This is a genomic window from Paenibacillus sp. FSL R7-0312 (assembly GCF_038004445.1).
In the GTDB taxonomy this organism is placed as follows: domain Bacteria; phylum Bacillota; class Bacilli; order Paenibacillales; family Paenibacillaceae; genus Paenibacillus_AQ.
The window spans coordinates 6915914-6937742 of sequence record NZ_JBBORE010000001.1; the positions used below are offsets into that span (position 1 = coordinate 6915914).

General features: G+C 52.2%; 21 protein-coding genes. 4 read left to right on the top strand and 17 right to left on the bottom strand.

Going from position 1 to position 21829, the window contains the following annotated elements:
- Nucleotides 1–28 precede the first annotated feature (28 nt).
- The 6 genes from MKX70_RS30015 to MKX70_RS30040 all read right to left on the bottom strand — a co-directional run bounded on the left by MKX70_RS30015 (nt 29) and on the right by MKX70_RS30040 (nt 4754).
- A complete protein-coding gene (locus MKX70_RS30015; RefSeq protein ID WP_340841430.1) occupies nt 29–688 on the bottom strand; it encodes a TetR/AcrR family transcriptional regulator in 660 nt (219 codons plus the stop codon).
- A gap of 944 nt (nt 689–1632) precedes the next feature.
- Nucleotides 1633–1887, bottom strand: a complete 255-nt coding sequence (locus MKX70_RS30020; protein WP_231637810.1) for an aspartyl-phosphate phosphatase Spo0E family protein — start codon at nt 1885–1887, stop codon at nt 1633–1635.
- Between the two features lie 193 nt (nt 1888–2080).
- Complete coding sequence (locus tag MKX70_RS30025; protein WP_340789076.1) at nt 2081–3271, bottom strand: aminotransferase class I/II-fold pyridoxal phosphate-dependent enzyme; 1191 nt, start codon at nt 3269–3271, stop codon at nt 2081–2083.
- Nucleotides 3272–3284: 13 nt separating this feature from the next.
- On the bottom strand, nt 3285–3785 hold the full coding sequence (locus MKX70_RS30030) for an Lrp/AsnC family transcriptional regulator (RefSeq protein WP_039308379.1): 501 nt from the start codon (nt 3783–3785) through the stop codon (nt 3285–3287).
- Nucleotides 3786–3992: 207 nt separating this feature from the next.
- The gene (locus MKX70_RS30035; RefSeq protein ID WP_042234146.1) at nt 3993–4391 is read right to left on the bottom strand and encodes a spore coat protein; all 399 of its coding nucleotides are present in this window, start codon (nt 4389–4391) and stop codon (nt 3993–3995) included.
- A 129-nt stretch (nt 4392–4520) separates the two neighbouring features.
- Nucleotides 4521–4754 carry a hypothetical protein gene (locus MKX70_RS30040; RefSeq protein ID WP_039308384.1) on the bottom strand — a complete coding sequence of 78 codons (234 nt, stop codon included), beginning with the start codon at nt 4752–4754 and terminating at the stop codon, nt 4521–4523.
- 187 nt (nt 4755–4941) lie between these two features.
- Here MKX70_RS30040 and MKX70_RS30045 point away from each other — a divergent pair, with 187 nt between their 5' ends.
- On the top strand, nt 4942–6180 hold the full coding sequence (locus tag MKX70_RS30045) for an NAD(P)/FAD-dependent oxidoreductase (protein ID WP_340841431.1): 1239 nt from the start codon (nt 4942–4944) through the stop codon (nt 6178–6180).
- 139 nt (nt 6181–6319) lie between these two features.
- Here MKX70_RS30045 and MKX70_RS30050 read toward each other — a convergent pair whose 3' ends face one another.
- Nucleotides 6320–7879, bottom strand: coding sequence for a flavocytochrome c (locus tag MKX70_RS30050; RefSeq protein ID WP_340841432.1), 1560 nt, complete (start codon nt 7877–7879; stop codon nt 6320–6322).
- A gap of 179 nt (nt 7880–8058) precedes the next feature.
- Here MKX70_RS30050 and MKX70_RS30055 point away from each other — a divergent pair, with 179 nt between their 5' ends.
- Nucleotides 8059–8517 carry a hypothetical protein gene (locus MKX70_RS30055; RefSeq protein WP_340789086.1) on the top strand — a complete coding sequence of 153 codons (459 nt, stop codon included), beginning with the start codon at nt 8059–8061 and terminating at the stop codon, nt 8515–8517.
- Between the two features lie 106 nt (nt 8518–8623).
- Here MKX70_RS30055 and MKX70_RS30060 read toward each other — a convergent pair whose 3' ends face one another.
- Genes MKX70_RS30060 through MKX70_RS30075 form a run of 4 tightly spaced genes read right to left on the bottom strand, consistent with a single transcriptional unit; the run spans nt 8624 to nt 12892 of the window.
- On the bottom strand, nt 8624–9418 hold the full coding sequence (locus tag MKX70_RS30060) for a PHP domain-containing protein (protein ID WP_340841433.1): 795 nt from the start codon (nt 9416–9418) through the stop codon (nt 8624–8626).
- 34 nt (nt 9419–9452) lie between these two features.
- Nucleotides 9453–10286: an energy-coupling factor transporter transmembrane component T family protein gene (locus MKX70_RS30065; protein ID WP_340789092.1), complete on the bottom strand. Its 834-nt coding sequence runs from the start codon at nt 10284–10286 to the stop codon at nt 9453–9455.
- A complete protein-coding gene (locus MKX70_RS30070; RefSeq protein ID WP_340841434.1) occupies nt 10273–12021 on the bottom strand; it encodes an ABC transporter ATP-binding protein in 1749 nt (582 codons plus the stop codon). The genes MKX70_RS30065 and MKX70_RS30070 overlap by 14 nt, the downstream gene beginning before the upstream one ends.
- Nucleotides 12014–12892, bottom strand: a complete 879-nt coding sequence (locus MKX70_RS30075; RefSeq protein WP_340841435.1) for a cell division protein FtsQ — start codon at nt 12890–12892, stop codon at nt 12014–12016. The genes MKX70_RS30070 and MKX70_RS30075 overlap by 8 nt, the downstream gene beginning before the upstream one ends.
- Nucleotides 12893–13070: 178 nt before the next feature.
- Here MKX70_RS30075 and MKX70_RS30080 point away from each other — a divergent pair, with 178 nt between their 5' ends.
- The gene (locus tag MKX70_RS30080; RefSeq protein ID WP_340841436.1) at nt 13071–13904 is read left to right on the top strand and encodes a MurR/RpiR family transcriptional regulator; all 834 of its coding nucleotides are present in this window, start codon (nt 13071–13073) and stop codon (nt 13902–13904) included.
- Nucleotides 13905–14043: 139 nt separating this feature from the next.
- Here the strand turns inward: MKX70_RS30080 and MKX70_RS30085 are convergent, their stop codons facing one another.
- From MKX70_RS30085 to MKX70_RS30110, 6 genes are all read right to left on the bottom strand, one after another.
- On the bottom strand, nt 14044–14766 hold the full coding sequence (locus MKX70_RS30085; protein ID WP_340841437.1) for a response regulator: 723 nt from the start codon (nt 14764–14766) through the stop codon (nt 14044–14046).
- Nucleotides 14763–16397 (bottom strand): DcuS/MalK family sensor histidine kinase, encoded by a 1635-nt coding sequence (gene dcuS / locus MKX70_RS30090; RefSeq protein WP_340841438.1) that lies wholly within the window; start codon nt 16395–16397, stop codon nt 14763–14765. The genes MKX70_RS30085 and dcuS overlap by 4 nt, the downstream gene beginning before the upstream one ends.
- 91 nt (nt 16398–16488) lie before the next feature.
- Nucleotides 16489–17709, bottom strand: coding sequence for an MFS transporter (locus tag MKX70_RS30095; protein ID WP_340841439.1), 1221 nt, complete (start codon nt 17707–17709; stop codon nt 16489–16491).
- A 78-nt stretch (nt 17710–17787) separates the two neighbouring features.
- The gene (locus tag MKX70_RS30100; RefSeq protein ID WP_076242632.1) at nt 17788–18336 is read right to left on the bottom strand and encodes a hypothetical protein; all 549 of its coding nucleotides are present in this window, start codon (nt 18334–18336) and stop codon (nt 17788–17790) included.
- Nucleotides 18337–18473: 137 nt separating this feature from the next.
- Nucleotides 18474–18893, bottom strand: a complete 420-nt coding sequence (locus MKX70_RS30105; RefSeq protein ID WP_340841440.1) for a DUF350 domain-containing protein — start codon at nt 18891–18893, stop codon at nt 18474–18476.
- Nucleotides 18894–18917: 24 nt separating this feature from the next.
- On the bottom strand, nt 18918–21284 hold the full coding sequence (locus MKX70_RS30110; protein ID WP_042135061.1) for an endonuclease MutS2: 2367 nt from the start codon (nt 21282–21284) through the stop codon (nt 18918–18920).
- 152 nt (nt 21285–21436) lie between these two features.
- Here MKX70_RS30110 and MKX70_RS30115 point away from each other — a divergent pair, with 152 nt between their 5' ends.
- The gene (locus tag MKX70_RS30115) at nt 21437–21784 is read left to right on the top strand and encodes a phage holin family protein (protein ID WP_039308415.1); all 348 of its coding nucleotides are present in this window, start codon (nt 21437–21439) and stop codon (nt 21782–21784) included.
- The last annotated feature ends 45 nt before the right edge of the window (nt 21785–21829 follow it).

The following is a 21829-nucleotide window of genomic DNA, read 5'->3' on the forward strand; positions in this document are numbered from 1 at the left end:
GATTCCACCTTTTCGGATATAGAATGGGCTAACGATCTTTTTTCATGAAGCGCAGTACCAGTTCAGCCGATGGAAAAGGAGCAGCAGCTGTGGTCTGTACCCTTGCTATGCCAAGCCCTTGTATGAATGAGAAATAGGCGACGGCGATTTCGACCGGATCACCCGGAACAATCTCCCCTGCCTGCTGCCCGGCAATAATCAGGGGAATGAGATGCTCGAACGGCTTCATAATCTTCTCCTTGGCTACACGCTTGGCTTCCTCCGGAATGGCTTCCGAAGTTGCCGTCTGCAGCAGAATAAGCCGGAAGTGCTGCAAGGCAATACTGTCCGGTGACAGGAAGGCCTCCGTCAGCCAGGTGATCCGCTCCATCGGGCTTCCCTCCAGCTCTGCTGCATATTGCACCGACATCCCGGCTCCGTCCGAAGCCAGCTCAACAATCCTGGTGAAGATATCGTCCTTGGATTTGAAATACATATAGACATACCCCTGGCTGAAGCCTGCACTGGCGGCGATATCCTTGATTTTGGTCCCGGCATAGCCTTTCTTGGAGAATACCTCGACAGCATGATAAATGATCTGCCGGATCGCCTTGTCCGGAGCCAATTGCTCAAAGCCCTCAATGAATTTACGTTCCAGTAATTTGCCGTTGTCGCTCATGCTGTTATCACTCTTGCTGTTATCACTCACGATTCCCATCTCCCTCAAAATGAATGACTGTTCATTCATTTTACTGCGAAAGGATATTTATGTAAATCGAAAGAGGGGTGACTCTTTGCCACGGGCAAATGATAAGTACCCGTTTATCATTATATTTTTATATCATTCTTCGATTCAGTACAACTCATGCTAACAGGTAAATTAATCTGGTGCTTATGCGGCTTATGATGCCTGTGCAACATATGCAGATATTAAAGCTACCTCCCAATACTTTCCTAAGAATACTTCCGGGGCAGTCCCCTGCGAAATTGCTCACCAGAGCTTCTCCTTTCCTCCTTTTGCGTGCAACCTGTGAAGCGCTTCCGGCCGATTCAGGGGCACTTTTGCCCCTCATTTCCTCCTGCCGCCCGCTTCCGGCGGATTCAGGGGCACTTCTGCCCCTCATTTCCTCCTGCCGCCCGCTTCCGGCGGATTCAGGGGCACTTCTGCCCCTCATTCCCTCCTGCCGCCCGCTTCCGGCCGATTCAGGGGCACTTCTGCCCCTCATTTCCTCCTGCCGCCCGCTTCCGGCGGATTCAGGGGCACTTCTACCCCTCATTTCCTCCTGCCGCCCGCTTCCGGCCGATTCAGGGGCGCTTTTGCCCCTCATTTCCGCATCCCACCTGGCGTTCGGCGTATTCAACGGGATTTATCCCTTTGATTATCCCATCCCGCCCACGTTCGGCGTATTCAAAGGGATTTATCCCTTTGATTCACCCTACCGCCCACTTTCAACGGAGTCAGCGGGATTCCTGATACAAGAATAGTTCCGTCCTTCAGACGGTCAGCTCCCAGTTACAAAAAGACTTATCCACAACTGACGAAAATCATACTCACCTCTAATCATAATCACCTCTAGATGGTGCAACTGTGAGGCAGACTAAAAAACGGACATCCCCCTAAGGGAAATGTCCGTTTCAATATAAATCAGCCGGTTAATTGTTCTTACGGTGGCGGCCTCTCATATACTCATTAATCTTCAGGTCCAGCAAGCTGCTGATGGCAATGACATTATCCGAGGTAAAGGAATTCTCCTGTAAAAAGAGTTGTTCCATTCTGCTGCGGAGTACCTGTATTTCATTTTCCAGCGAGAGTCTGCGTGCATGTGCATCACCCCTGGGAGGATGTTTCCCGCTTCCGGAACTACATTCCCCGCCATAGGAAGGTAAGTAATAATCTGCGCTCAGCACAATCATCCCTCCTAATGTATTATTGCGCGATATCCGAGTACTGATTCTGAATGCCTTCCTACTCGCACCCTGCGCCCTATCCAGAATAAGAGCTCCATGTAAGTGTATTACAGGTGTTTCCTGTCCTTAGAGTAAAATAATACCATATAGAAAGGTGATCGGCTATAGTTCAATTTACTTCATTACCCTTACATTACTCTGCCCGCTCGCGGGCCAGTTGTGAGACAAATGCCCCAATTCGTTCTACCGCTTCGTTCAGCTGGGATACCGAGGTTGCATAAGAGCAGCGGAGGTACCCTTCACCGCCCAGACCGAATACACTGCCCGGAACTGCAGCCACCTTATATTCCAGAAGCAGGCGCTGGGCGAATTGATCGGAGGTCAGTCCGGTGTGCTGAATACTCGGGAAAGCATAGAACGCGCCTTGCGGCTCATGGCAGTCCAGCCCGGCATCACGCAACCCTTTGACGATCAGCCGGCGCCGCTGATTATAGGAATCCGCCATCCGGTCTTTCTCTTCCATTCCGTTGGTCAATGCCTCCAGAGCAGCCACCTGGCCCATCGAAGGCGCGCACATGACTGTGTACTGGTGAATCTTCAGCATCGCGGAGATCAGATCCGGGTGACCGCAGGCATACCCCATCCTCCATCCGGTCATCGCGAAGGCTTTGGAGAAGCCGCTGACCAGGATGGTGCGGTCAATCATACCCGGAAGGGAGGCAAAGCTTACATGATTGCTTCCATAGGTCAATTCAGCATAAATTTCATCGGAAATTACTATGAGATCATGTTTCTCTACCACTTTGGCAATCGGTTCCCAATCCTCACGGCTCATAATCGCACCCGTCGGATTGCTCGGATAGCAGAGAATGAGAATCTTGGAGCGCGGGGTGATCTTGGCTTCCAGATCAGCCGCCGTAAGCTTGAAGTTATTCTCTCCGAAGGTCTCAATACCGACCGGAATCCCGCCGCCAATTGCTGTTATCGGTGAATAAGAGATATAGCAAGGCTCGGGAATCAGAATCTCGTCTCCCGGTGAGATCAAGGCCCGGAGGGCCAGATCTATTGCTTCACTGCCGCCGACGGTGGCGATAATCTGGTTCGCAGGATCATATTGCACCGCGAAGCGGGTCTGCAGATATTCGGCAATGCCATCGCGTAGCTCCGGCATGCCTGCATTGGAGGTATAACCGGTGAAGCCGCGCTCCAGCGAGTATACGCAAGCTTCCCTCACATGCCAGGGAGTTTTGAAATCCGGCTCCCCGACACCCAGTGAAATAATATCCTTGCTACCTGCCGCCAGATCAAAAAACTTGCGGATGCCCGAGGGCTGTATCTGCTGGACCAGCGGGGCCAAATAGGAATTCATCGACTTCGTAATCATGGCATTACATCCTTCACGGAGATATCATCAGACGGTTGTCTTCTTCATGCTCTTCAAAGATGATACCGTCCTGTTTGTATTTTTTGAGCGTAAAGTTAGTTTTGGTAGAGAGTACCGCATCAATCGGCGACAGCTTCTCGGAGACGAAATTGGCGACCTCCCGCAGATTGCGGCCTTCCACTTCGACCAGCAAATCGTATGCGCCGGACATCAGATAGACGGATTTGACCTGCGGATACAGATAGATCCGCTCGGCGATTCCTTCGAACCCGCGGCCCCGTTCCGGTGTGATCTGAACCTCGATCAGTGCAGTTACCCGTTCATCGTCCACCTTATCCCAATTGACCACAGTAGCATATTTCACAATGACATGATCCTGTTCCATTTGTGCAATTACGGTCTTGACATCTTCTTCTTCCGCACCAAGCAAGGTTGCCATTAAAGCCGTTGAGCTTCGCGCGTCCTCCTTGAGCAGTTCCAGCACTTTCCTCTTCAAATCATTCATTTCCTTCATGCCTTCCCTCCGGATAGTTCGCCAGTCCGGTACCCCTGCTTCAGGGCAGAGCGCCTGCGAAAAGAGTTTAGTATTAATATGACACGAAAATGACAGTTCTGCAAACAAAATAACCCCGCCGGGGCGGGGTTACAATGGATCTTTTTATTTGTGTTTCTCCACACCAGCGGACGGGGAGTCCTATGCTTCATCCGCCCCGCGTGAGGGTTACATATAGTAAGAACCATTATTATGCTGCTGCACATTAGCCTGGTGCACAGGAACATTGGAGGCCTGGTTATAGGCACCGGCTCCACCTGTCTTCTCACGCACGAACTGCTGGCATTTCTGCTGTGTCTGCTGGGCGCTCTGAATCTGCTTGTCGATATCCTGACGCAGCGCTTTCCCCGGAGGGGTATACATGTTGAGCTGCGACATTTGCATATACAGCTCACCCTGAAGTCTGAGCGTATCCATCGTTAAATCGTTGAACACGCGGCGTACCGTCTGACAATTCGACTCTGTGGCTGCTGTTGTATATTCACGGACTGTCCGCTTCAAATCAGCCAGAACTGTGTTCAGTAAATCTTCATCCGCCATGAATGGCGTTCCGTTTTGTGCGTACACAGTAAAACCTCCCTAAAGTTTGTGAGCCTATGCTTCTTGAGTGATCTTCGTACAAACTCACTCCGAAAGCATACGCTAAGTTTGTGTGTAATAATTTCGTGAGCTACTGCTTCCTGCAGTCCGCAGTATTTATTGCGGCTGCGTCGGCGCATATTGCTGATGCTGATGCAGCAGCTGTACAAGCATGTCCATATGGTGTGTGTGGCTTTGAATCTGCTGTACACAGATTCCTTGCACCGTGGAGTTTTGAGTGGTTCCGGCTGTAGCGGCCAGCTGCTTAATCAGCAAATCCTCGTTGGAAATGGAATCAGCGATATATTCCAGTTCTTTTCCGCTTAGTGCCTGCATTTGGTTCGATTGCATGTTCGGTAATCCCTCCTTCTGGATGTTCAAGCGTTCCTTAGTATGCCGCAGAGCGGAATTCTTTATGTGCCAAAAAGCGCAAAGGTGCCTTCAGCAAAATTGATTCATCACCGTTATACCAGCGCATGAGCGGCTGAACATTTGCAAATAATACCCTATCGTTATCATACAAAGGAGCGACCAAACCATGAAACTCAACAGCGGGCAACTGCCCTGGGAGAATACTCTGCCTCATCCGCCGGTTTATCCGGTACTTGAAGGAGATATCACCTGCGACTGTCTCATTATAGGCGGCGGTATGGGCGGAGCGATAATGTCCTACCGCATGTCCCTCAGCGGAGCAGATACAGTCCTCATCGACAAAAGAGCGGTAGGCAGCGGAAGCTCCCACGCCAATACGGGACTGCTGCAAATCGCGAATGACAAATCGCTGACCGCCTGCATGAATACCTTCGGGGAAGAGAACGGCGTGCTGTTCTACAAGCTGTGTCAGCAGGGCGTCCGCTCCATTCTCGAATTGCCGGGCAAGCTGGACATCGATCCGCAGATCATCGCCCGCAGCAGTCTGCTGTATGCCAGCGTTCCTGAAGATGTACCCGCTCTGCGGCTGGAGCATGAGAACCTGACACGGCACGGATTTGATTCAGAGTTCTGGGATGAAGAAACCATCCGCTCGCATTATTCCTTCTCCAAACCGGCTGCGCTCTTCTCCAGGGGAGATGCCGAGACTAATCCGCTGCGAACCGTGCACAGTCTGATTGACAAAGCGCATTCCGGCGGAGTCCGCGTCTACGAGCATACCCAAGCCCTTAATTATGAATATAGTGCTGACGGCGTAGTCTGCCACACGGAGAATGGCCGGATCATTGCGAAGAATGTTGTGTTTGCCATGGGGTATGAAACCCAGGATATGAAAAAGGACCGGGGTGCGGAGCTGATCAATACCTACGCTATTATGACCAAGCCTGTTCTGAACTTTCTAAAGTGGTATGAACATAGTCTGCTCTGGGAAACCGCGCGGCCCTATTTGTACTTCCGGACCACTCCGGACGGCCGGATCATTGCCGGAGGCAAGGATGAGCAGCTCACCAGTCCGGAGCGCCGCGATGTTCGTGTGCTCTCCCAGAGCCAGCGACTGCTGGAGGAGCTTGTCGCCCTGTTCCCGGAGCTTCAGGGAATAGAAGCCGAATATTCCTGGGGAGCGGTCTTCGGCTCCACCCGTGACGGATTGCCTTATATAGGGCCGCATCCGGAGTACCCGCACTGCTATTTCATTGAAGGCTACGGGGGCAATGGAACCGTCTACAGCATGATCGCGGCCGAACTTCTCTCAGATACTCTTGCCGGCAAGGTACGCCCCGAGCTGGAGCTGTTTTCACTAACCCGTACAGCGAAGCCTTCGCCGTCCCCGGCAATCCAGGCGTAACCAGCATAGAGCATAGCTAAGGGAGCCTTGCTGCTTCCGGCGGGAGCAGCAAAAGGCACATGCAAAAAGGGATGTCCGCGAGCCTGATGGCTGCGGAGCATCCCTTTTTATGATAAACCCGATAATATGGAATAATAGCTTATTGCGCTTTTACAAATTCAGCAGATTTGATCCCTGCCTGGCGTCCGAAAATAATGATCTCGGCTACAGAGTTCCCGCCGATCCGGTTCTGGCCGTGTAATCCGCCGACTACCTCGCCTGCTGCAAAAAGTCCAGTGATCGCTTTGCCGTCTTTGTTCAAGACCTCTGTATTGGTGTTAATCACCACACCGCCCATGGTGTAGTGAATTCCCGGGCCGATTTGAATCGCATAGTACGGTGCGCCGGATAGATCATTGTCCATACCTGTAGTTCTGCCGAATTCCGCATCCGACTTATTCTTCACTGCGCTGTTCCAGGTATCTATGGTCGTTTTCAGCTGATCTGCCGGAACATTCATTTGTTCTGCCAGCGCCCGGGTGGTATCCGCTGTTTTGACAACACCCATCTTGATGTACTGGTCCACCGCTTTGACACGGGACTTCACACCGGAATCAAATACCAGATAAGCGGATTTCTCTGGAAGCTTATTGATGGAAGCCGTCACTTTATCGCGGGTATCCATTTCATTACCGAAACGTTTGCCGGTGCTTGAGACAAGGATTGCGCCTTCGCCCCGCACAGCTTCACCGATCAGGTAGGATTTCTCCTGCTGTACTGTCGGGTGAACCTGGATCTGATCCATATCCACCGTTGTGCCGCCAACCTTCTCAATCATCTTGATGCCGTCGCCGGTGCTGCCGATCTGATTCGTGGTTACTAATCCTTCCAGATCAGGTCTAACCTCGGAGATCAATTCCTTGTTCGCACCGAAACCGCCGGTTGTAACAATAACTGCTGCTCCAGTAATCAATTTCTCATCGGCCTGGTTAAACAGCACCTTGACACCGTTCACCTTGCCATCTTGCACTGTAAGTTCCTTCACGTCCGCATTAACGAACAATGGAATCCCTTGCTCTTGTACATTTCTTACGAGTCCTGCAACCAGATATTGACCGACTGCTGAACCGTCTTCGGGACGGTGGGTACGCTTCTCTTTCATTCCGCCGGTAATCGTAATATTGTTCAAACGGATTCCAATTGAATCCAGCCAGTCAATGGCACTTGCGGAATTATCCACGAAGAAACGGAGCAATTCCTTGTTATTCGTGTCGTGACCGCCTTTTAGCGTCTCTTCATAGAACAGATCATTGGTGTCCTCGATGCCCTGCTCCTTCTGGAACTTCGTATGCGAAGCGTTCATACCCGAAGAGGATTTGGTAGTATTACCGCCGGCAACCGGCATTTTCTCGAGAATAACCGGGTTCATGCCGTTAGCCTTGGCTTCCAGCGCTGCCGACATTCCGGCACCGCCTGCGCCGACAATGATGATATCATATTTATCTTTTAACTGATCGTACGGTGTATAGCTCGCTTCGGATGCTCCCGATACGGCTTCGGCTGTCTCTTTAGGTGCAGTGGTTGCTGCAGGCTCTGTGGTTGCGCTGTTCTTACCCTTGCTCTCATTGACACTGCCGCCCGCATTGTTGTTACCGCAGCCTGCGATAACCAGCATAACGGAAAGAACGAGTATAAGAGTCGCTGCAAATCTCTTTTTCATAGTAATGCTTGCCCCCTTGTGCATATTTTCACAATTAGCATAGCGGCAAAAGGGCTGTCCTTGGAAGCTTACGTAATTAAAGAAATCATTAAGTAACTAAAGTAAGTGAATTTGCGTACGGAAGTTTATAGTTTTATAATTGGGACTTACACATTCGTATGAGTAGGAGGAACTGAACCATGGACAAAAGCAAAAAATATGTGCTTACCGGCGCCATCCTGACCGCAGCTGGTGTTTCTCTAATGACCTATACAGCAAACCGTTACACTTCCTTCAACAAAGTGGTGTCCAGAACCATCCGGCTGGAGGATATCGCCTCCCTTGAAATCACCCGTCTGTCCTCTGTTCCCGGTGAACAGAAGGATATTGTGGTTACGGAGCCTGAGGCCATCAAACAAATATGTGATGATTTCGCCGACGTCCGGTTAATGAAATCAGCGCGGAATGTAAGCACAGACAACAAATACAGCTATTATATTACCATCGTACAGGCTGACCGGAAGCAGCGGTTTGATATCATTCTCAAAGGCGGGCAGCATATGATAATTTACGATAATGATATGAACAATCCGCATTTGAAAGCTTATAAAATTATGGGTTCCTTCCATCCGCAGGCATTGAAGCTGGCTTTTGCTTAAAACCGCAAGGCGTAGCGTAAATCATCCCCGGAAGCATAGAAGACATTACCTATGAAGTCATGGCCGGAGGAGTCCGGACATGACTTCATAATATTTTAGGGCCGCTTTAAGCCAGATAGCCAATCTCCGCTTCATCCCTGGAAGGCACTTCGCCGGCAAGCTGCTTCAGCAGCTTCTTCATCATGACCGAAGCCTTCACCTTGGTATGGAGACACGGTGAAAGCTCCATCTCATAGTCCCCCTGCTTAATAGCCTCCTTCAATTCCTCAACTGTAGAGCAGGATACATGTAGCCGGTTTATTACGCTGCCATACTGCAGGCATTGATGACTGTCACTGCCGGCAACCACAGGAACGCCAATCTTCTCTGCAAATGGCGTAATCAGGTTCTTGTAGGCTTCAGCCCCCTGCACGTAAATATCTTTAGCATTGAAATCAAACGCATCCAGCCGCTTAAGCAGCTGAAGGTCTAAATGATGAAGTGGAGTAGAGGTGCGGAACGGATGGGCCCCTATTTTCCACAGATTGAATTCATCCGCCAGATCCAGCAGTCTTTTGAAAGGAATAAAGCTACACTGAGCAGTGTAATCTTCCAGCAAAGAACGGACAGCAAGAACATTCTCCTTAAGCCCGATCAGCAAGATGTGGCCTGTCTCGGCAATATCCACTTCCATTCCCGGAAACAGCTTCAGCCCGTCCACATCATAGTAATGTCCGTTATACGGATACATCTGATCCAGTGCCTCGTACATTGCGAAGAAATTAGAAGTATTAAAATGCTCTGTCAAAGCGGCTGCCTGCAGTCCGTTCACTTTAGCTTCCGACATCATTTCTGCGAAATACGCCGGGGAAAATGCTGATTTCTTAGACAATTTTCCGTGTGTGTGCAGATCAATATTCATATAGGTTAGGCTCCTTTTAAGTTTGCAGATTAGGTTAATACACCAGCTCAGGGTACAGGGTTCCAAACCAGAACAGCAGTATAATGTAAATCGTTGAACCGGATAAAAAAGCCCAGTCCGGCCTCTTCATCCGCAAATAGGACAGCTTGATCTTCTTCACCTTCGGATTGCTGAGACCGTAGCTGAATCCACGTGTCTCCAGTGCTTCAATCGTGGTTCGCGACCGTTTGGCTGTATTGAGCATGAGCGGGTAGAAGACCAGCACCACAATCCGCAAATAATACGCAACTGTTCTCCAGTAGAACACCCCGTGACGATGCGGTCTTTGCCCCCTGAGTCTGAAGGACAACAATATCTGGTGGAATTCTTCCAGCAAAGTAGGCAGAATACGATAACCGTAAGATAAACTAAATGCAAAGGCATCAGGTATGCCTAAGGATAAAAGTCCGTCACTAAGCCGTTCGGGATCCAGACTGGAGAATACAGTGATGCTCGCCAGTGAAATGACAGAAAGCTTCAGCGTCAGCGTTAACATTGGCAGCAGGGATTCACTCCCCCCTCCGAAAAAAAGCGTCAGCACGAACATCCAGCCGATCTGTCCGGTCAGGCCAAGACACAGGATACAGATGATTAGCGGACTAACCCGTGACAGGACAGTTGTTATGACCATGAACACGAACATTCCTAATAAGATTGTCCGGTTATGCACAAACCAGGGCACGATGGCAAAAAACAAATACCATAACAGCAGTGTCCGGGGGTCAAGCCTGCCCAGAAAGGTAGCGCTGTTGTTATACGCGGTCCCCAGTAATTCCAGCTTGATCTGTTCTACAGAGATCCGGTCCAGCGCTTTTTTAACAGCCTCCATAGATTCCGGCCACCTCCTTCTGTAGCTCCACTTGGCTCACAAACTCGTCCAGGCTGCAGCAAATGCGCGGCAGGCCGAGTATGCGGCTTAGCTTCATTAATTGTGTCTCTGCCAATCCGGCACGCCTCAAGAGCATTCCGTCAGCAAATATTTCATCCTTCGTTCCGTCAGCAATGATCTGTCCCTGATGCATAACAATAATTCTACTGGCCCATTCAGACACAAGCTGCATATCATGAGTGGCGATTACCACCGTCTCCACATGGCTCCGCAATGTCTCAAGGACGCTAACCATTTCCTGCTTGGTCGAAATATCCAGATTCGCGGTGGGCTCGTCAAGCAGCATAACTGCAGGGCGGATAGCGGCACCGATTGCCAGGGATACCCGCCGCTGCTGACCGCCGCTCAGCAGACGGGCATCCCTCTCAGCGAGCTCACTAAGCCGGAACGCCTGGAGCATCTCTTCTACTCTCCGGTCTGTATCCGCTAACTTCCGGGCCTTCAGATAATAGGAGATTTCTTTGCGTACAGAATCCTCGATAAACATATCCTCCGGATTCTGAAATACATAAGCAACCGTACCGGACAGGCGCTCGGGCGGCACACCATTGACTTCTATGCCTTTCACATTAACCGTTCCTGAGGAGGGTCTGGCAATACCTGAAATCAGTTTCATTAAGGATGATTTCCCTGCACCGTTATTCCCGATAAGGGCTACCGATTCCCCGTGTTTCAGCTCCAGCTTTACCCCGTTCAGAACAGGATGAAGTGTCTTGTGAATCGTGCGGTACGACAGGTGAACATCCTTCATTTTAACGATAGAATCCACATCCCCCATGCCTGTGCGGATCTGCCCGCAGACTGGATAGGCGGACCCGGCCTGTCCAGCCGGCCCTTTACGGAGGATCATCCGGGCAAGCCCCCCCTCAGGGGTCAAAGGGAACGGTCCTGCGTTCCGGTCATTCTCCTCCAGCATCCAGACAGCTCTGGTCACATCCGGCGGATAAATGCCAAGCTCCAGCAATTCTTGTACCGAGGACAAAGCTTCACGCACCGGCTTCTGCCAGCGTATGGATCCTTTATCCATTAAGATAACGTTCCTGCAGTATTCTGCTATAAATTCGGCATGGTGCTCAATGACTACGATGGTCTTCCCGTGCAGCTCATTCAATTGCCGCAGGATATCATAGATATGACGTGCATGCTGTGGATCAAGCTGGGCAACCGGCTCATCTATGACCAGTATTTCCGGATCCATTGCCAGTGCTCCCGCGAGAGCAAGCAAGTGCTTTTGCCCGCCGCTAAGCTGCCAGATAAATTCATTTCTCAGTTCGCTAAGTCCGGTCAACGCCAGCGCCCGTTCTCCCCGTTCCTTGTAGTCCGCAAAACCATAGTTCAGCGGGGTAAAAGAAACATCATCAAGCACGGTCGGACGCACCAGCTGGTTCTCGAAGTCCTGATAGACATAACCGATATGCCTCGACAGTTCAGCGACACTCCGCCCTTCCGCCGGTTGACCGCAAATCACCGCTTCTCCGGCGAAATCGCCTGTGTAATAATGCGGGATTAATCCATTGAAGCATTTACAGAGCGTGGATTTGCCGGATCCGTTGCTGCCGATCACGGCAACAAAATCCCCTTTCTCCAGTTGCAGAGATACATCCCGCAGTACAGATTGTTCCGCCCCCGGGTAAGTAAAGGACACTCCTCTAAGCTCCAGGACCAGTTCATGCATCTGCCTGTCCTCCTTCCTGACGCCTGCGTGCAGCACGCCGGATTAGCGATAGAATGGTCACAACCGCAATGATGACGGCAACCAGCATACTCAGCCAGATCAGCTTTTCCTCACCTGATTCAGCCCAGGCAAATTCAAAATCACCGAAGTTCCAGCCTGATTCCGACAACAATTCGGAACCCAGCGCAACCATGATCAGAATCGTACCTGAAATGACAAGCTTTGGCGACAGCCAGACCCCGGATGCGTATTTCATATTCCGCTCACGCGGCTTCATGCCGAGCAGCGGCTCAATCTTGCCGTATAAGCGGGGAACCAGATACATCGTAGGCAGAAGGGCGAACAGAATGCCCGAGAACAGCACATCATTCAGAAACCCGACACCTTCGATGATGACGATACTTTCCGCCAGACCCTTAACCGCTTCCAGTTCCTCCACACCGACCCATACCTTCAAGATATCTACCGCTGAGCTAAAAAACTGGTGAATCGCCACTCCGGTAATTGCGGCTACGCCTACCTGTCTGCGGTTCTTAGGATCGGATACCATAAGGCCTGCTGTATACATCGCAAGAGAGAAGGTAATGAATTTCTCCAGCTCGCCCAGTCCGCCGAATTGACCCAGCATCAGCTCACCAAAGATCACTTCACCGACAGCCGCTCCAACAGCTGCATACAACGGGTGAAACAGCATACATAAGGTCAGAGGAATGAAAGCGAAATATTCAATCGACAATTCAACCGGACCCAACTGGATGCTAGGCACTAGCTCCGTAAACATATTAGACAAACCATACAGCGACATCGACAGCACAAAAATCATCATTTTTTGAGATTGGGTCAGCGTGTAGCGGGTCTTTAACGTGCTCATAAACAGGTGGCCTCCCTACAGGAATTTATCTTTATTATAAAAAGGCCATGTCAGCACAGGTTTTTCCATTTGTTAAGCTGGAGTAATATTTTTTTCAAAATTTTTAACGCTGTAAAAATATTTACAACATCTTCAAGCGTTATATTGTGTAAAAAGGATACATCCGGAGGAAACGCATATGTATAAAGACTGGAATCACCGCCCGTTCTCACCCAACCAGCGGATCATCGCCGATTTTATCCAGAAGAATGAGCAGCGGGTTGTCTATATGACAGAGCAGGAAGTTGCTGACGAGCTCCATTTGAGCATCGCCTCCGTCTCACGTTTCTGGAAAGCAGCCGGCTACAAGCATGCCAAGGATTTCAAAAACCGGCTACGGTTCCGGTTCGAATCTACGCCCTCGGTCAAAATGCGTGACGCAATGGAGCGATCCGATGAAAGTTCACTCCCCCAGCTGCTGCTGAATAATTCCCTTCACCATCTGCAGGAGACACACCGTTATTTGAATGAGACGTCCCTGCAGTCTGCGGTAAACAGTCTGTCTGCTGCACGGATTGTATATGTTTATTGTCCCGGCCCCTGCGGCGGACTGGCTGAACTGATGATCTACCGGATGGCGCGCTTTGGTCTTCAGATGAAGCGGATGGCTCCGAGCGGCCACGAGCTGCTGGAGACCCTAATGCATGCAGACAAACAGGATGTGGTACTGGTTTTTGGATTTGTGCAGCTGTTACCCGAAATCGAGGTGATTCTGGACCATTCACGGGAGGCAGCTTATCAGGTCATTCTGATCACTGACCGACTTGTATATCCCCGGTCACAGGATGCAGATATCGTGTTGTATGCAGGAAGAGGCGAGGTTTGGGAGTTTCATTCAATGGTCGGCCCTATCTACATCATTGAGAATCTGATTCTCGGTGTAGGACTGGTGGGCCGGGATCATAACCTGAGCAATCTTGACAAGCTCCAGCAGCTGCGGGCGCAGTATGGAGGGAAGCTTCCGCGTACCTGAACCCGCAATTAAGCTCCAAAGAAACAGGATACCGATTCTTTTTCACACTGTTCAATTTTCACAGGCTATACGAACGTGCTCAGCCACGCACGCAATGATAAAAAAAGGACCCGAAGGTCCCCGCTAACACGCTTGCCGCTTATAAATATTTACTTATATTGTCCTTCCCCTCCGGCTTCACCTTGTACATATATACCGGTCTGCCTACCGCGCCATAGCTGAGCTCCATCTCCAGAATGCCTGCCTCGGTCAGAAAAGCCAGATATTTGCGGACGGAGATCCGCGAGATCGGCGCCTGGCTGCTGATATCTTCAGTGGAGAATACCGGGTTCTGCAGTTGCTTAATTGTATCCCAGATGCTCTCCAGTGTGCCTTCGGTAAGACCTTTGGGCAGGCTCTGCGCCCCAATCTTGTCTTCTTCAGCCTCCGGAACGGAATGGCGCAGCAGCTTATCCAGCTGTTCCTGGCTCAGATGCTCCTTGTGCATTAACCGAAAGTCTTCGCGGTATGCCGACAAAGCCGCCTGAAAACGTGCAAACTCAAATGGCTTGATTAGGTAATCCACAGCCCCGTTCTGCAGCGCCTTGCGGATGCTCGCATTATCGCTGGCGGCAGAGATCACGATGATATCCGCCTTGCTCCCCTTCTCCCGTAGCGTGGACAACAGCTGAAGCCCGCTTGTACGGGGCATATAGATATCCAGCAGCAGGAGATCGATCTCCTGTTCCGCCAGCATCTTCAAGGCCTCTTCTCCTGAAGCCGCCCAGCCCGCGAACTCGAAGCCCTGTATCTGTTCAAGATAATGGCGGTTGAATTTCGCTACCATCGGGTCATCTTCTACAATCAGTACTTTAATGTTCATTGGCTCTCCTCACCCTTTGCCGTATATGGCACATCAACGATGAACGTGGTTCCCTGCCCGCCGCAGGCGGAAATCTGTAGATGTCCCTGCAGTTTGTCTACACTCTTCCTGACCAAATACAGTCCGATCCCCCGGTGTTCCCCCTTGGAGGAGAAGCCCTGGACGAAGATCTGCTCCCGGAGTGCCTCCGGAATCCCCGGTCCGTTGTCGCTAACCTCACACAGCAGCCTTCCCTCTTCATAGTGAAAAGCAAGTCCGATGCGCTTATTGCTGTGTACATCTCTGCTGTGTTCGTCAGGCCCGGGCCCGCCCAGCGCTTCCATCGCATTGTCCAGCAAATTCCCGGCAATGGTAATCAGCTCATGAATAACCTGCGAATCTGCCGATTCCGGCAGATAACTGTCCGCAGTCAGCAGCAGTTCAATTCCCGTCTCGCGCGCCCGGCTCAGCTTACCCAGCAGAAAACCCGCCATAGCCGGATCTTTAATCTGTCTCGTGATAGCCCCGATCTCCTGCTGGTAGTTATTTGCCGTTCCCAGAATATACTGCTGCAGCTCGTCATATAAGCCCATATGCGTCATGCCCATAATTACATGCAGCTTGTTCATGAACTCATGGGCACCTGCCCGCAGGGCGTCTGCATAGACAGAAATACCCGACAGCCGTTCGGCCAGAACTGCCAGCTCAGTCTTGTCACGAAATGTAGCGATGGCTCCGGCAATCTCGCCGCCTACGCGGACCGGCAGGCTGCTTACGAGCAGGGAGATACCGCCCAGCTCCAGCTCCTGGTCCTGCCTGCCTTCCCCGCTGGCCAGCACATGCTCCAGACGCAGCTCTGGCCAATAATCGGCAATCTGCCGGTTTACAACAGCGCCGTTGATCCCTGCCGCCTTGAGAAGCCGGTGCGCTTCCATATTGATAAGCGTAATGCGCGCTTCCTGGTCAATCGCAATAATCCCCTCGCGAATGGACTCCAGCATGGCGCTGCGTTCCTGCAGGAGTCTGGAAATATCGGCAGGCTCCATGCCGAATATCATTTGCTTGATCCTCCTGGCCAGAACAAAGGCGCCTCCGGCTCCAAGCAGCGCGCCTGAGACCAGAATGGCAATAATCGTCCATTCATTCTGCCTGACCAGACGCTGCACCCTGTCCATCGACAGTCCAGCTACTACGACCCCGAGCTGATGACCTCTGCCGTCAAAGACCGGCACGAATGCCCTCAGCGAATTTCCGAGCGTTCCTGTTCCTTCGGAGATGCTCTCTTGTCCGCGCAGCGCAGCCTCCTGCCCGCCTCCCACGAAGGGCAGCCCAACCTTGTAGGCATCCGGATGAGAATACCGGATGCTGTTCATATCCATCACCACTACAAACAATATATCATTGCGGCGTGTAATTTTGGAGGTATAGGCTTGAATCCCCTTGCTGTCCCCTTTGCTTAAGCCCTCTGAGAGCAGCGGCATCAGGGCAATCGTGCGGGCAATCGTAATGGCCTTATCCTCCAGCGCATGCCGGGTCTGGGGAATAATCTGATTGCGGAATATAATATATAAGACCAGCAGCACCAGGACTACGACGGCAGATACCATCACCGCTACCGTTGTCCTTAGGCTGTAGCTTTTTTTCTTGGCCAAGGATGCCATGCCTCCTCATAAATAACATTTGTAGCAGGATATCCCGGCTAGATCCAAGCCGGTTCAGCACCTGCACCCGGATCTGTTCAGCTCAAGTTATCTTGTTATGCTTAAGCCCGGCTCCTTGCTTAAGCAACCGCCGCAGCACCAGCCAGCCCCCCAGCGGAGCCGTTCCCAGCAGCAGCATAAGCCAAGTGACAGCCTGCGGGGACTGATTGACCGACAGCACAGCAATGAACACAAGCAGCCCCATCAGCCGCCCGGTCATCAGACTCAGCTCTCTAAGCACAACCAGCTCCACCCGTTTGCCGGCACTCTCTTCAGAGACACCCATCAGGTCGAAGCTGGTAGACGTCATCGGCAGCATGTAGAGCGGGATGCACAGCGAGGTTCCAATACCCATAATTAACAGCGTGGCGTAATTCACCTTCCACAGAAGCGGCAGAATGAAAACGGCCAGCAGCAGACTGCCTGCCAGCATCCCCCTGAAGCGGGTTCCAGGCTTGAACCATTTGCCGACCGCATAGTAGCTGATCAAAGAAACTGCCGAGGTAATCAGCGCGAACTGCCCAAGCTTACTCTCCTCACGGGCGGCAATATAGACCAGCAGTCCGATCAGGAACGAGAATACGCCCTCCCGTACTCCCTGGAACAGCAGCGCCGCCGCAGCAGGCCGCCAGGGACTCTCCTTGCGGCTAAGCTCGCGCCAGGGCTCCAGCCACAGGTAAGTTCCGCCGCGCGGCCGCTTCTCCAGCCCAAAGCTGAGTACAGCAGCCACTCCATAGATGCACAGGGACAGGATAAACACAATACGGTAGCCCTTGTCCCCATGCCACAAGGAGATCAGACTACCCGACACCCACGGACCTACAATGCCCGTCAGCGAACCCAGCAGTCCCATCCAGCCGTTGAAGAAATCGCGGTTGTCCGCCTCGGTAATCTCAAAGAAAACAATATTAAAAGCCAGCCAGTAGAACCCGATGGAAAGACCGAGAATGAGTCCCAGCGGCCAGATATAATGCACCGCTTCTCCGCGCAGCCAGAGCACCAGCAAATAAAAAAAGCCCGAAACGGCAATTCCCAGCCGCAGGGCATTCATTTTGTTATGCTCCTTCACCCATTTGCCGCCCAGCCAGAAGCTTAGTCCGACTGCGAGCTGCTGGGCAACCGTAAACCAGCCGATCATGGCGAAGTTCTGCCGGCTTTTCCACAAATATACGTTCAAAAAAGTACCTGCCAGCACCGTAGCCAGCAGGTAAAGCCCGCCCACAGCGAGCAGCAGCGCCGCCTGGTTCCGTAATAACCTCCTCATGCTATACCTCCCTGCTATTCTGGACATCTCATGTAAACATAACATGTCCAAATTACAGGGAAAGCATGAATCGGAAGCTTACTCCGATGCAGTGCTGAGATTGCGCACAAGCTGAATGCGGTCTTCCTGTGCCAGACTGTGCTGCACATGGAAGCAGGAAGGACATACGAACAGATTCAGCGAGAACGGCGGCTTCAGTACCGGTCCGCCGCCCAGCGCTTCCGGCGTTGCCGGGGTAAATCCGCTTACCTGCTGAGTGCCGGAGTGAAGCATCAGCTCATGGCATTGCGGACATTCCGGTGCTTCCAGCTGCGCGGCCAGCAAGCTGGCGACACTCTGCTCATAACGCGTCAGATCATAGTCATCACCGAACTGGACCAGCGTATTAAATATGGGAACCACACTATCCTTGTCACCGTCGTCATCCCACAGATCCTCGTCGCTGACCTCTTCCTGTACGGAAGCGTCCTCAGTGTCCAGCTCTTCATCTTCAAGATCGTCAGCACCTATTGTAATTGTGCGGTAACCGCTAAGCTCATTATTGCAATGAGGACAAGTGTCCTCCGGGCCAAACTCCTCATCCCATACAATCTCGGTATGGCACCAAGGACATATTGTCGTTTCCATCTGTATAATCTCCTTCGTTCCTCACATTAGGTTCACTTTCAATGCAACATTAAATAAATAATCCCGGCCGCTATAAACGCCAGAGCGGAAATGAACAGAACCCGAACCAGAATCTTCATAATTTCCTGCTCCCTAAATCAAAATATAGCGGCGCCGATGACATAGGACAATGAAACGGAGATCAGCAGTGCTGTCAGTCCCACGGCCCGGTTATCCGCAGCAATCTCGTCATCAATCGAAAAGACGGGGGTTAGAAATTCAAACAGGAAGTACGCCAGCAGCAGCAGGAGGAAACCCACAACCGACCATTTCATCGTCTCATAGATCGATGCTCCCGCTTCAATGCTGAAGCGCAGAATATTGCAGATGCCGAAGATCTTGCCTCCGGTTGCCATCGCTACGGACACATTCCCCTTGCGGATTTCTTCCCAGCAGTTATATTTAGTCACCATTTCAAAGAAGGACAGGAATACCACCAGACCCAATATGGCCACAGTGAAGTAGCCGAGCAGCGCTCCCAGCGGATGATCCAGCAAAAGATCAATATTATCTTGCATACTTCTCCCTCTTTCTGCCGGACGCTACTGCAGTTCAGCCACGGTTACGCCCGCGCCGCCTTCGTTGTAATTCCCGAGCCGGTAGCTTTTGATATGCTTATGCTTGCGCAGATATTCCTGTATCCCCGTCCGCAATACCCCCGTGCCTTTGCCGTGGATAATCGAAATCTGCCCAAGGTTGCCGAGGAACGCTTCGTCGATGAAGCGGTCGGTCTCCATGATGGCCTCTTCCAGATTGGCCCCGCGCAGATCGAGCTCGGTGCGGACATTCTCATCCCGCGTACGCTTGACTGTCGTAGCCCGGCGCAGAGCCGGCGGAGGCGCATCCGGTGCAGAGGCCAGGAACTCCAGATCAGCAAGGTTGACCTTCATCTTCATAATGCCGAACTGCACCACGGCTTCCTTGGCACCGCTAAGCTCTACAACAAGGCCCTTCTGATTCACATTAGCCACCTTGACTTCATCCCCGGGCTGAATCTTCCGCGGCGCCTTGGTGCTGCTGCGGGCAATAACCTTCTTACGCGGTGCAGGCTCCGCTTCATCCAGTCTCCGGCGCGCTTCAATCAGCTTGTGCTCCTTGACGGACGCCCCTTCCTCCATTGCCAGGCGGCGGAGGTCACTGATGATCTCCTCGGCTTCCTTACGCGCCTTGGCGAGGATATCGCTGGCATCCTTCTCTGCCTTCTCCAGGCGTTTGTCGCGCTGGCCTTCCAGCTTCTCCAGCTCCAGCTGCTGCCGCTTGCGGAATTCTTCCGCTTCGCGGCGCAGGCCCTCGGCCCGTTCACGCTCATTCTCTGCGGTGAGGCGGTTCTCTTCCAGGGAAGCGATCATGTGCTCGACGCGCATGTCTTCTTCCTTGACTTCGCCGCGCGCATGCTCAAGAATGGCATTCGGCAGGCCGAGGCGCTCGGCAATGGCGAATGCATTGCTTCGTCCCGGCACACCGATCAGCAGCCGGTAGGTAGGACTCAGACTGGCCACATCAAACTCCATACTGGCATTGATGACGCCTTTGCGCTCATACGCATAAGCCTTCAGCTCACTGTAATGCGTAGTTGCCACCATCCGGCATTCTGTACGGTGGATATTCTCCAGAATGGCAATCGCCAGGGCCGATCCCTCCGCCGGATCCGTTCCTGCTCCAACTTCATCGAGCAGAATCAGACTCTTCGGCGTCATTCTCTTCAGAATGGAGATGATATTGGTCATATGGCTGGAGAACGTACTTAGGCTCTGCTCAATACTCTGCTCATCGCCAATGTCGGCATAGATCGCATCGAAGACGCACATCTGGCTGCCTTCCTCTGCCGGAATGAACAGTCCCGACATCGACATCAGGCTGAGCAGACCGATGGTCTTCAGGGTAACTGTCTTACCGCCGGTGTTCGGGCCGGTCACGATAATCGAGGTGTACTGGTTGCCCAGCTCCACATCCAGCGGCACAACCTGCTCTGCGGGAATGAGCGGATGGCGCCCTTTGCGCAGACGCAGGTAGCCGCGGTCATTCATACGCGGCTGGGTAGCCTTCATGTCGCGTGCCAGGCGCGCTTTGGCGAAGATGAAATCGAGTTCGCCGAGAATATCGATATCATAAGCCATCTCTTCGGCAATATCGCCGACAAGTGCCGTCAGGCGGTGCAGGATAATCTCGATCTCCCGCTCCTCGCGCAGCCGTGTCTCGCGCAGCTTGTTGTTCATCGCCACAATCGATTCCGGCTCAATGAACAGCGTCGCCCCGGAGCCGGACTGATCATGAACAATGCCGCCGAAATGGGCACGGTACTCCGCTTTGACCGGAATGACAAACCGGTCACCACGGATCGTCACAAGCTGATCCTGCAGCATCTTCGATACCGAAGACGAGCGGATCATGGAATCCAGTTTCTCGCGGATGCGGGTCTCGCCGCCGCGCAGCTCCCGGCGGATGGAGGCCAGCTCTGTACTGGCCGAATCCATGACATCCGCATTCTCGTCGATACACAGGCGGATGGCATCCTCCACATGCTTCTGCTCCGAGAGCAGATCACTCTGGGCGAAGAGGGTAGGGATCTTCTCATCCTCGTGCATCGCCCCGAGGAACCGCTTCACTCTGCGGGCTCCGCCGATCGTGTTGCCGACAGAGAGCAGTTCAGTGGTGCCCAGCATTCCCCCGATCGAAGCGCGTTTCAGGGCGGGCTTGATGTCAGTCACACCGCGGAAGGAAGGAATTCCCTTCAGCCGGTCAACATTAGCAGCCTCATCCGTAGCCTGCAGAAGCAGCTTCACTCCTTCGAAATCCCCGGAGGGCTTCAGCAATTCGGCAGTCAGCCGTCCCATCGGTGTCTGCGTATACTGCATCAATTTATTTAAAATCTTGCGATATTCAAGCGTATGCAAAATTTTGTCGTCCAATTACTGTCACAACTCCCTTCATAGATGGTTACATTATACCTAATTTAGCCCATTTTCGCTATTTGGGTATGATTTCTGGGCATAGAAAAGCGGCTGCGGGCCACAATAACAACGCACATATCCTTACGCGAACGCCAAAGGAGGTTAGTTAGGTGAGATTCTTAGGTCATGTGGTACGTTTCGTGGTCGCGGCAATCGTTCTGATGGTGGTCGGCTGGATTGTCCCGCAATTCACGGTCGGGGGGTTCTGGAGCGCGCTTGTGCTTGCGCTGGTTATCGCTCTGCTCGGCTGGGTGGTTGAGGGCATTTTCGGCAAAAAAACAACACCCTTCGGCCGCGGTATCGTCGGCTTCCTGGTCAGTGCCCTGGTGATCTGGATTGCCCAGTTCATTGTGAGCGGAGTCAGTGTCACCATTCTCGGAGCGCTGCTCGCAGCCCTGGTCATTGGTATTATCGACCTCTTCCTGCCGGTATCCACTCCGTTTGAAGCGGCCAAGTAGAAACGGCTGAACCACCCTTAGGGGACGGTATCCGTTTCAGCGCAC

Coding starts and splice junctions, on each gene's coding strand:
- MKX70_RS30100 (WP_076242632.1), bottom strand. CDS start 18,336: ATGGAAACGACAATATGTCCTTGGTGCCATACCGAGATTGTATGGGAT.
- MKX70_RS30075 (WP_340841435.1), bottom strand. CDS start 12,892: ATGAGCACGTTAAAGACCCGCTACACGCTGACCCAATCTCAAAAAATG.
- MKX70_RS30085 (WP_340841437.1), bottom strand. CDS start 14,766: ATGAACATTAAAGTACTGATTGTAGAAGATGACCCGATGGTAGCGAAA.
- MKX70_RS30070 (WP_340841434.1), bottom strand. CDS start 12,021: ATGCATGAACTGGTCCTGGAGCTTAGAGGAGTGTCCTTTACTTACCCG.
- MKX70_RS30040 (WP_039308384.1), bottom strand. CDS start 4,754: ATGCAATCGAACCAAATGCAGGCACTAAGCGGAAAAGAACTGGAATAT.
- MKX70_RS30105 (WP_340841440.1), bottom strand. CDS start 18,893: ATGCAAGATAATATTGATCTTTTGCTGGATCATCCGCTGGGAGCGCTG.
- MKX70_RS30065 (WP_340789092.1), bottom strand. CDS start 10,286: ATGGAGGCTGTTAAAAAAGCGCTGGACCGGATCTCTGTAGAACAGATC.
- MKX70_RS30095 (WP_340841439.1), bottom strand. CDS start 17,709: ATGAGGAGGTTATTACGGAACCAGGCGGCGCTGCTGCTCGCTGTGGGC.
- MKX70_RS30025 (WP_340789076.1), bottom strand. CDS start 3,271: ATGATTACGAAGTCGATGAATTCCTATTTGGCCCCGCTGGTCCAGCAG.
- MKX70_RS30030 (WP_039308379.1), bottom strand. CDS start 3,785: ATGAAGGAAATGAATGATTTGAAGAGGAAAGTGCTGGAACTGCTCAAG.
- MKX70_RS30055 (WP_340789086.1), top strand. CDS start 8,059: ATGGACAAAAGCAAAAAATATGTGCTTACCGGCGCCATCCTGACCGCA.
- MKX70_RS30050 (WP_340841432.1), bottom strand. CDS start 7,879: ATGAAAAAGAGATTTGCAGCGACTCTTATACTCGTTCTTTCCGTTATG.
- MKX70_RS30045 (WP_340841431.1), top strand. CDS start 4,942: ATGAAACTCAACAGCGGGCAACTGCCCTGGGAGAATACTCTGCCTCAT.
- MKX70_RS30080 (WP_340841436.1), top strand. CDS start 13,071: ATGTATAAAGACTGGAATCACCGCCCGTTCTCACCCAACCAGCGGATC.
- MKX70_RS30060 (WP_340841433.1), bottom strand. CDS start 9,418: ATGAATATTGATCTGCACACACACGGAAAATTGTCTAAGAAATCAGCA.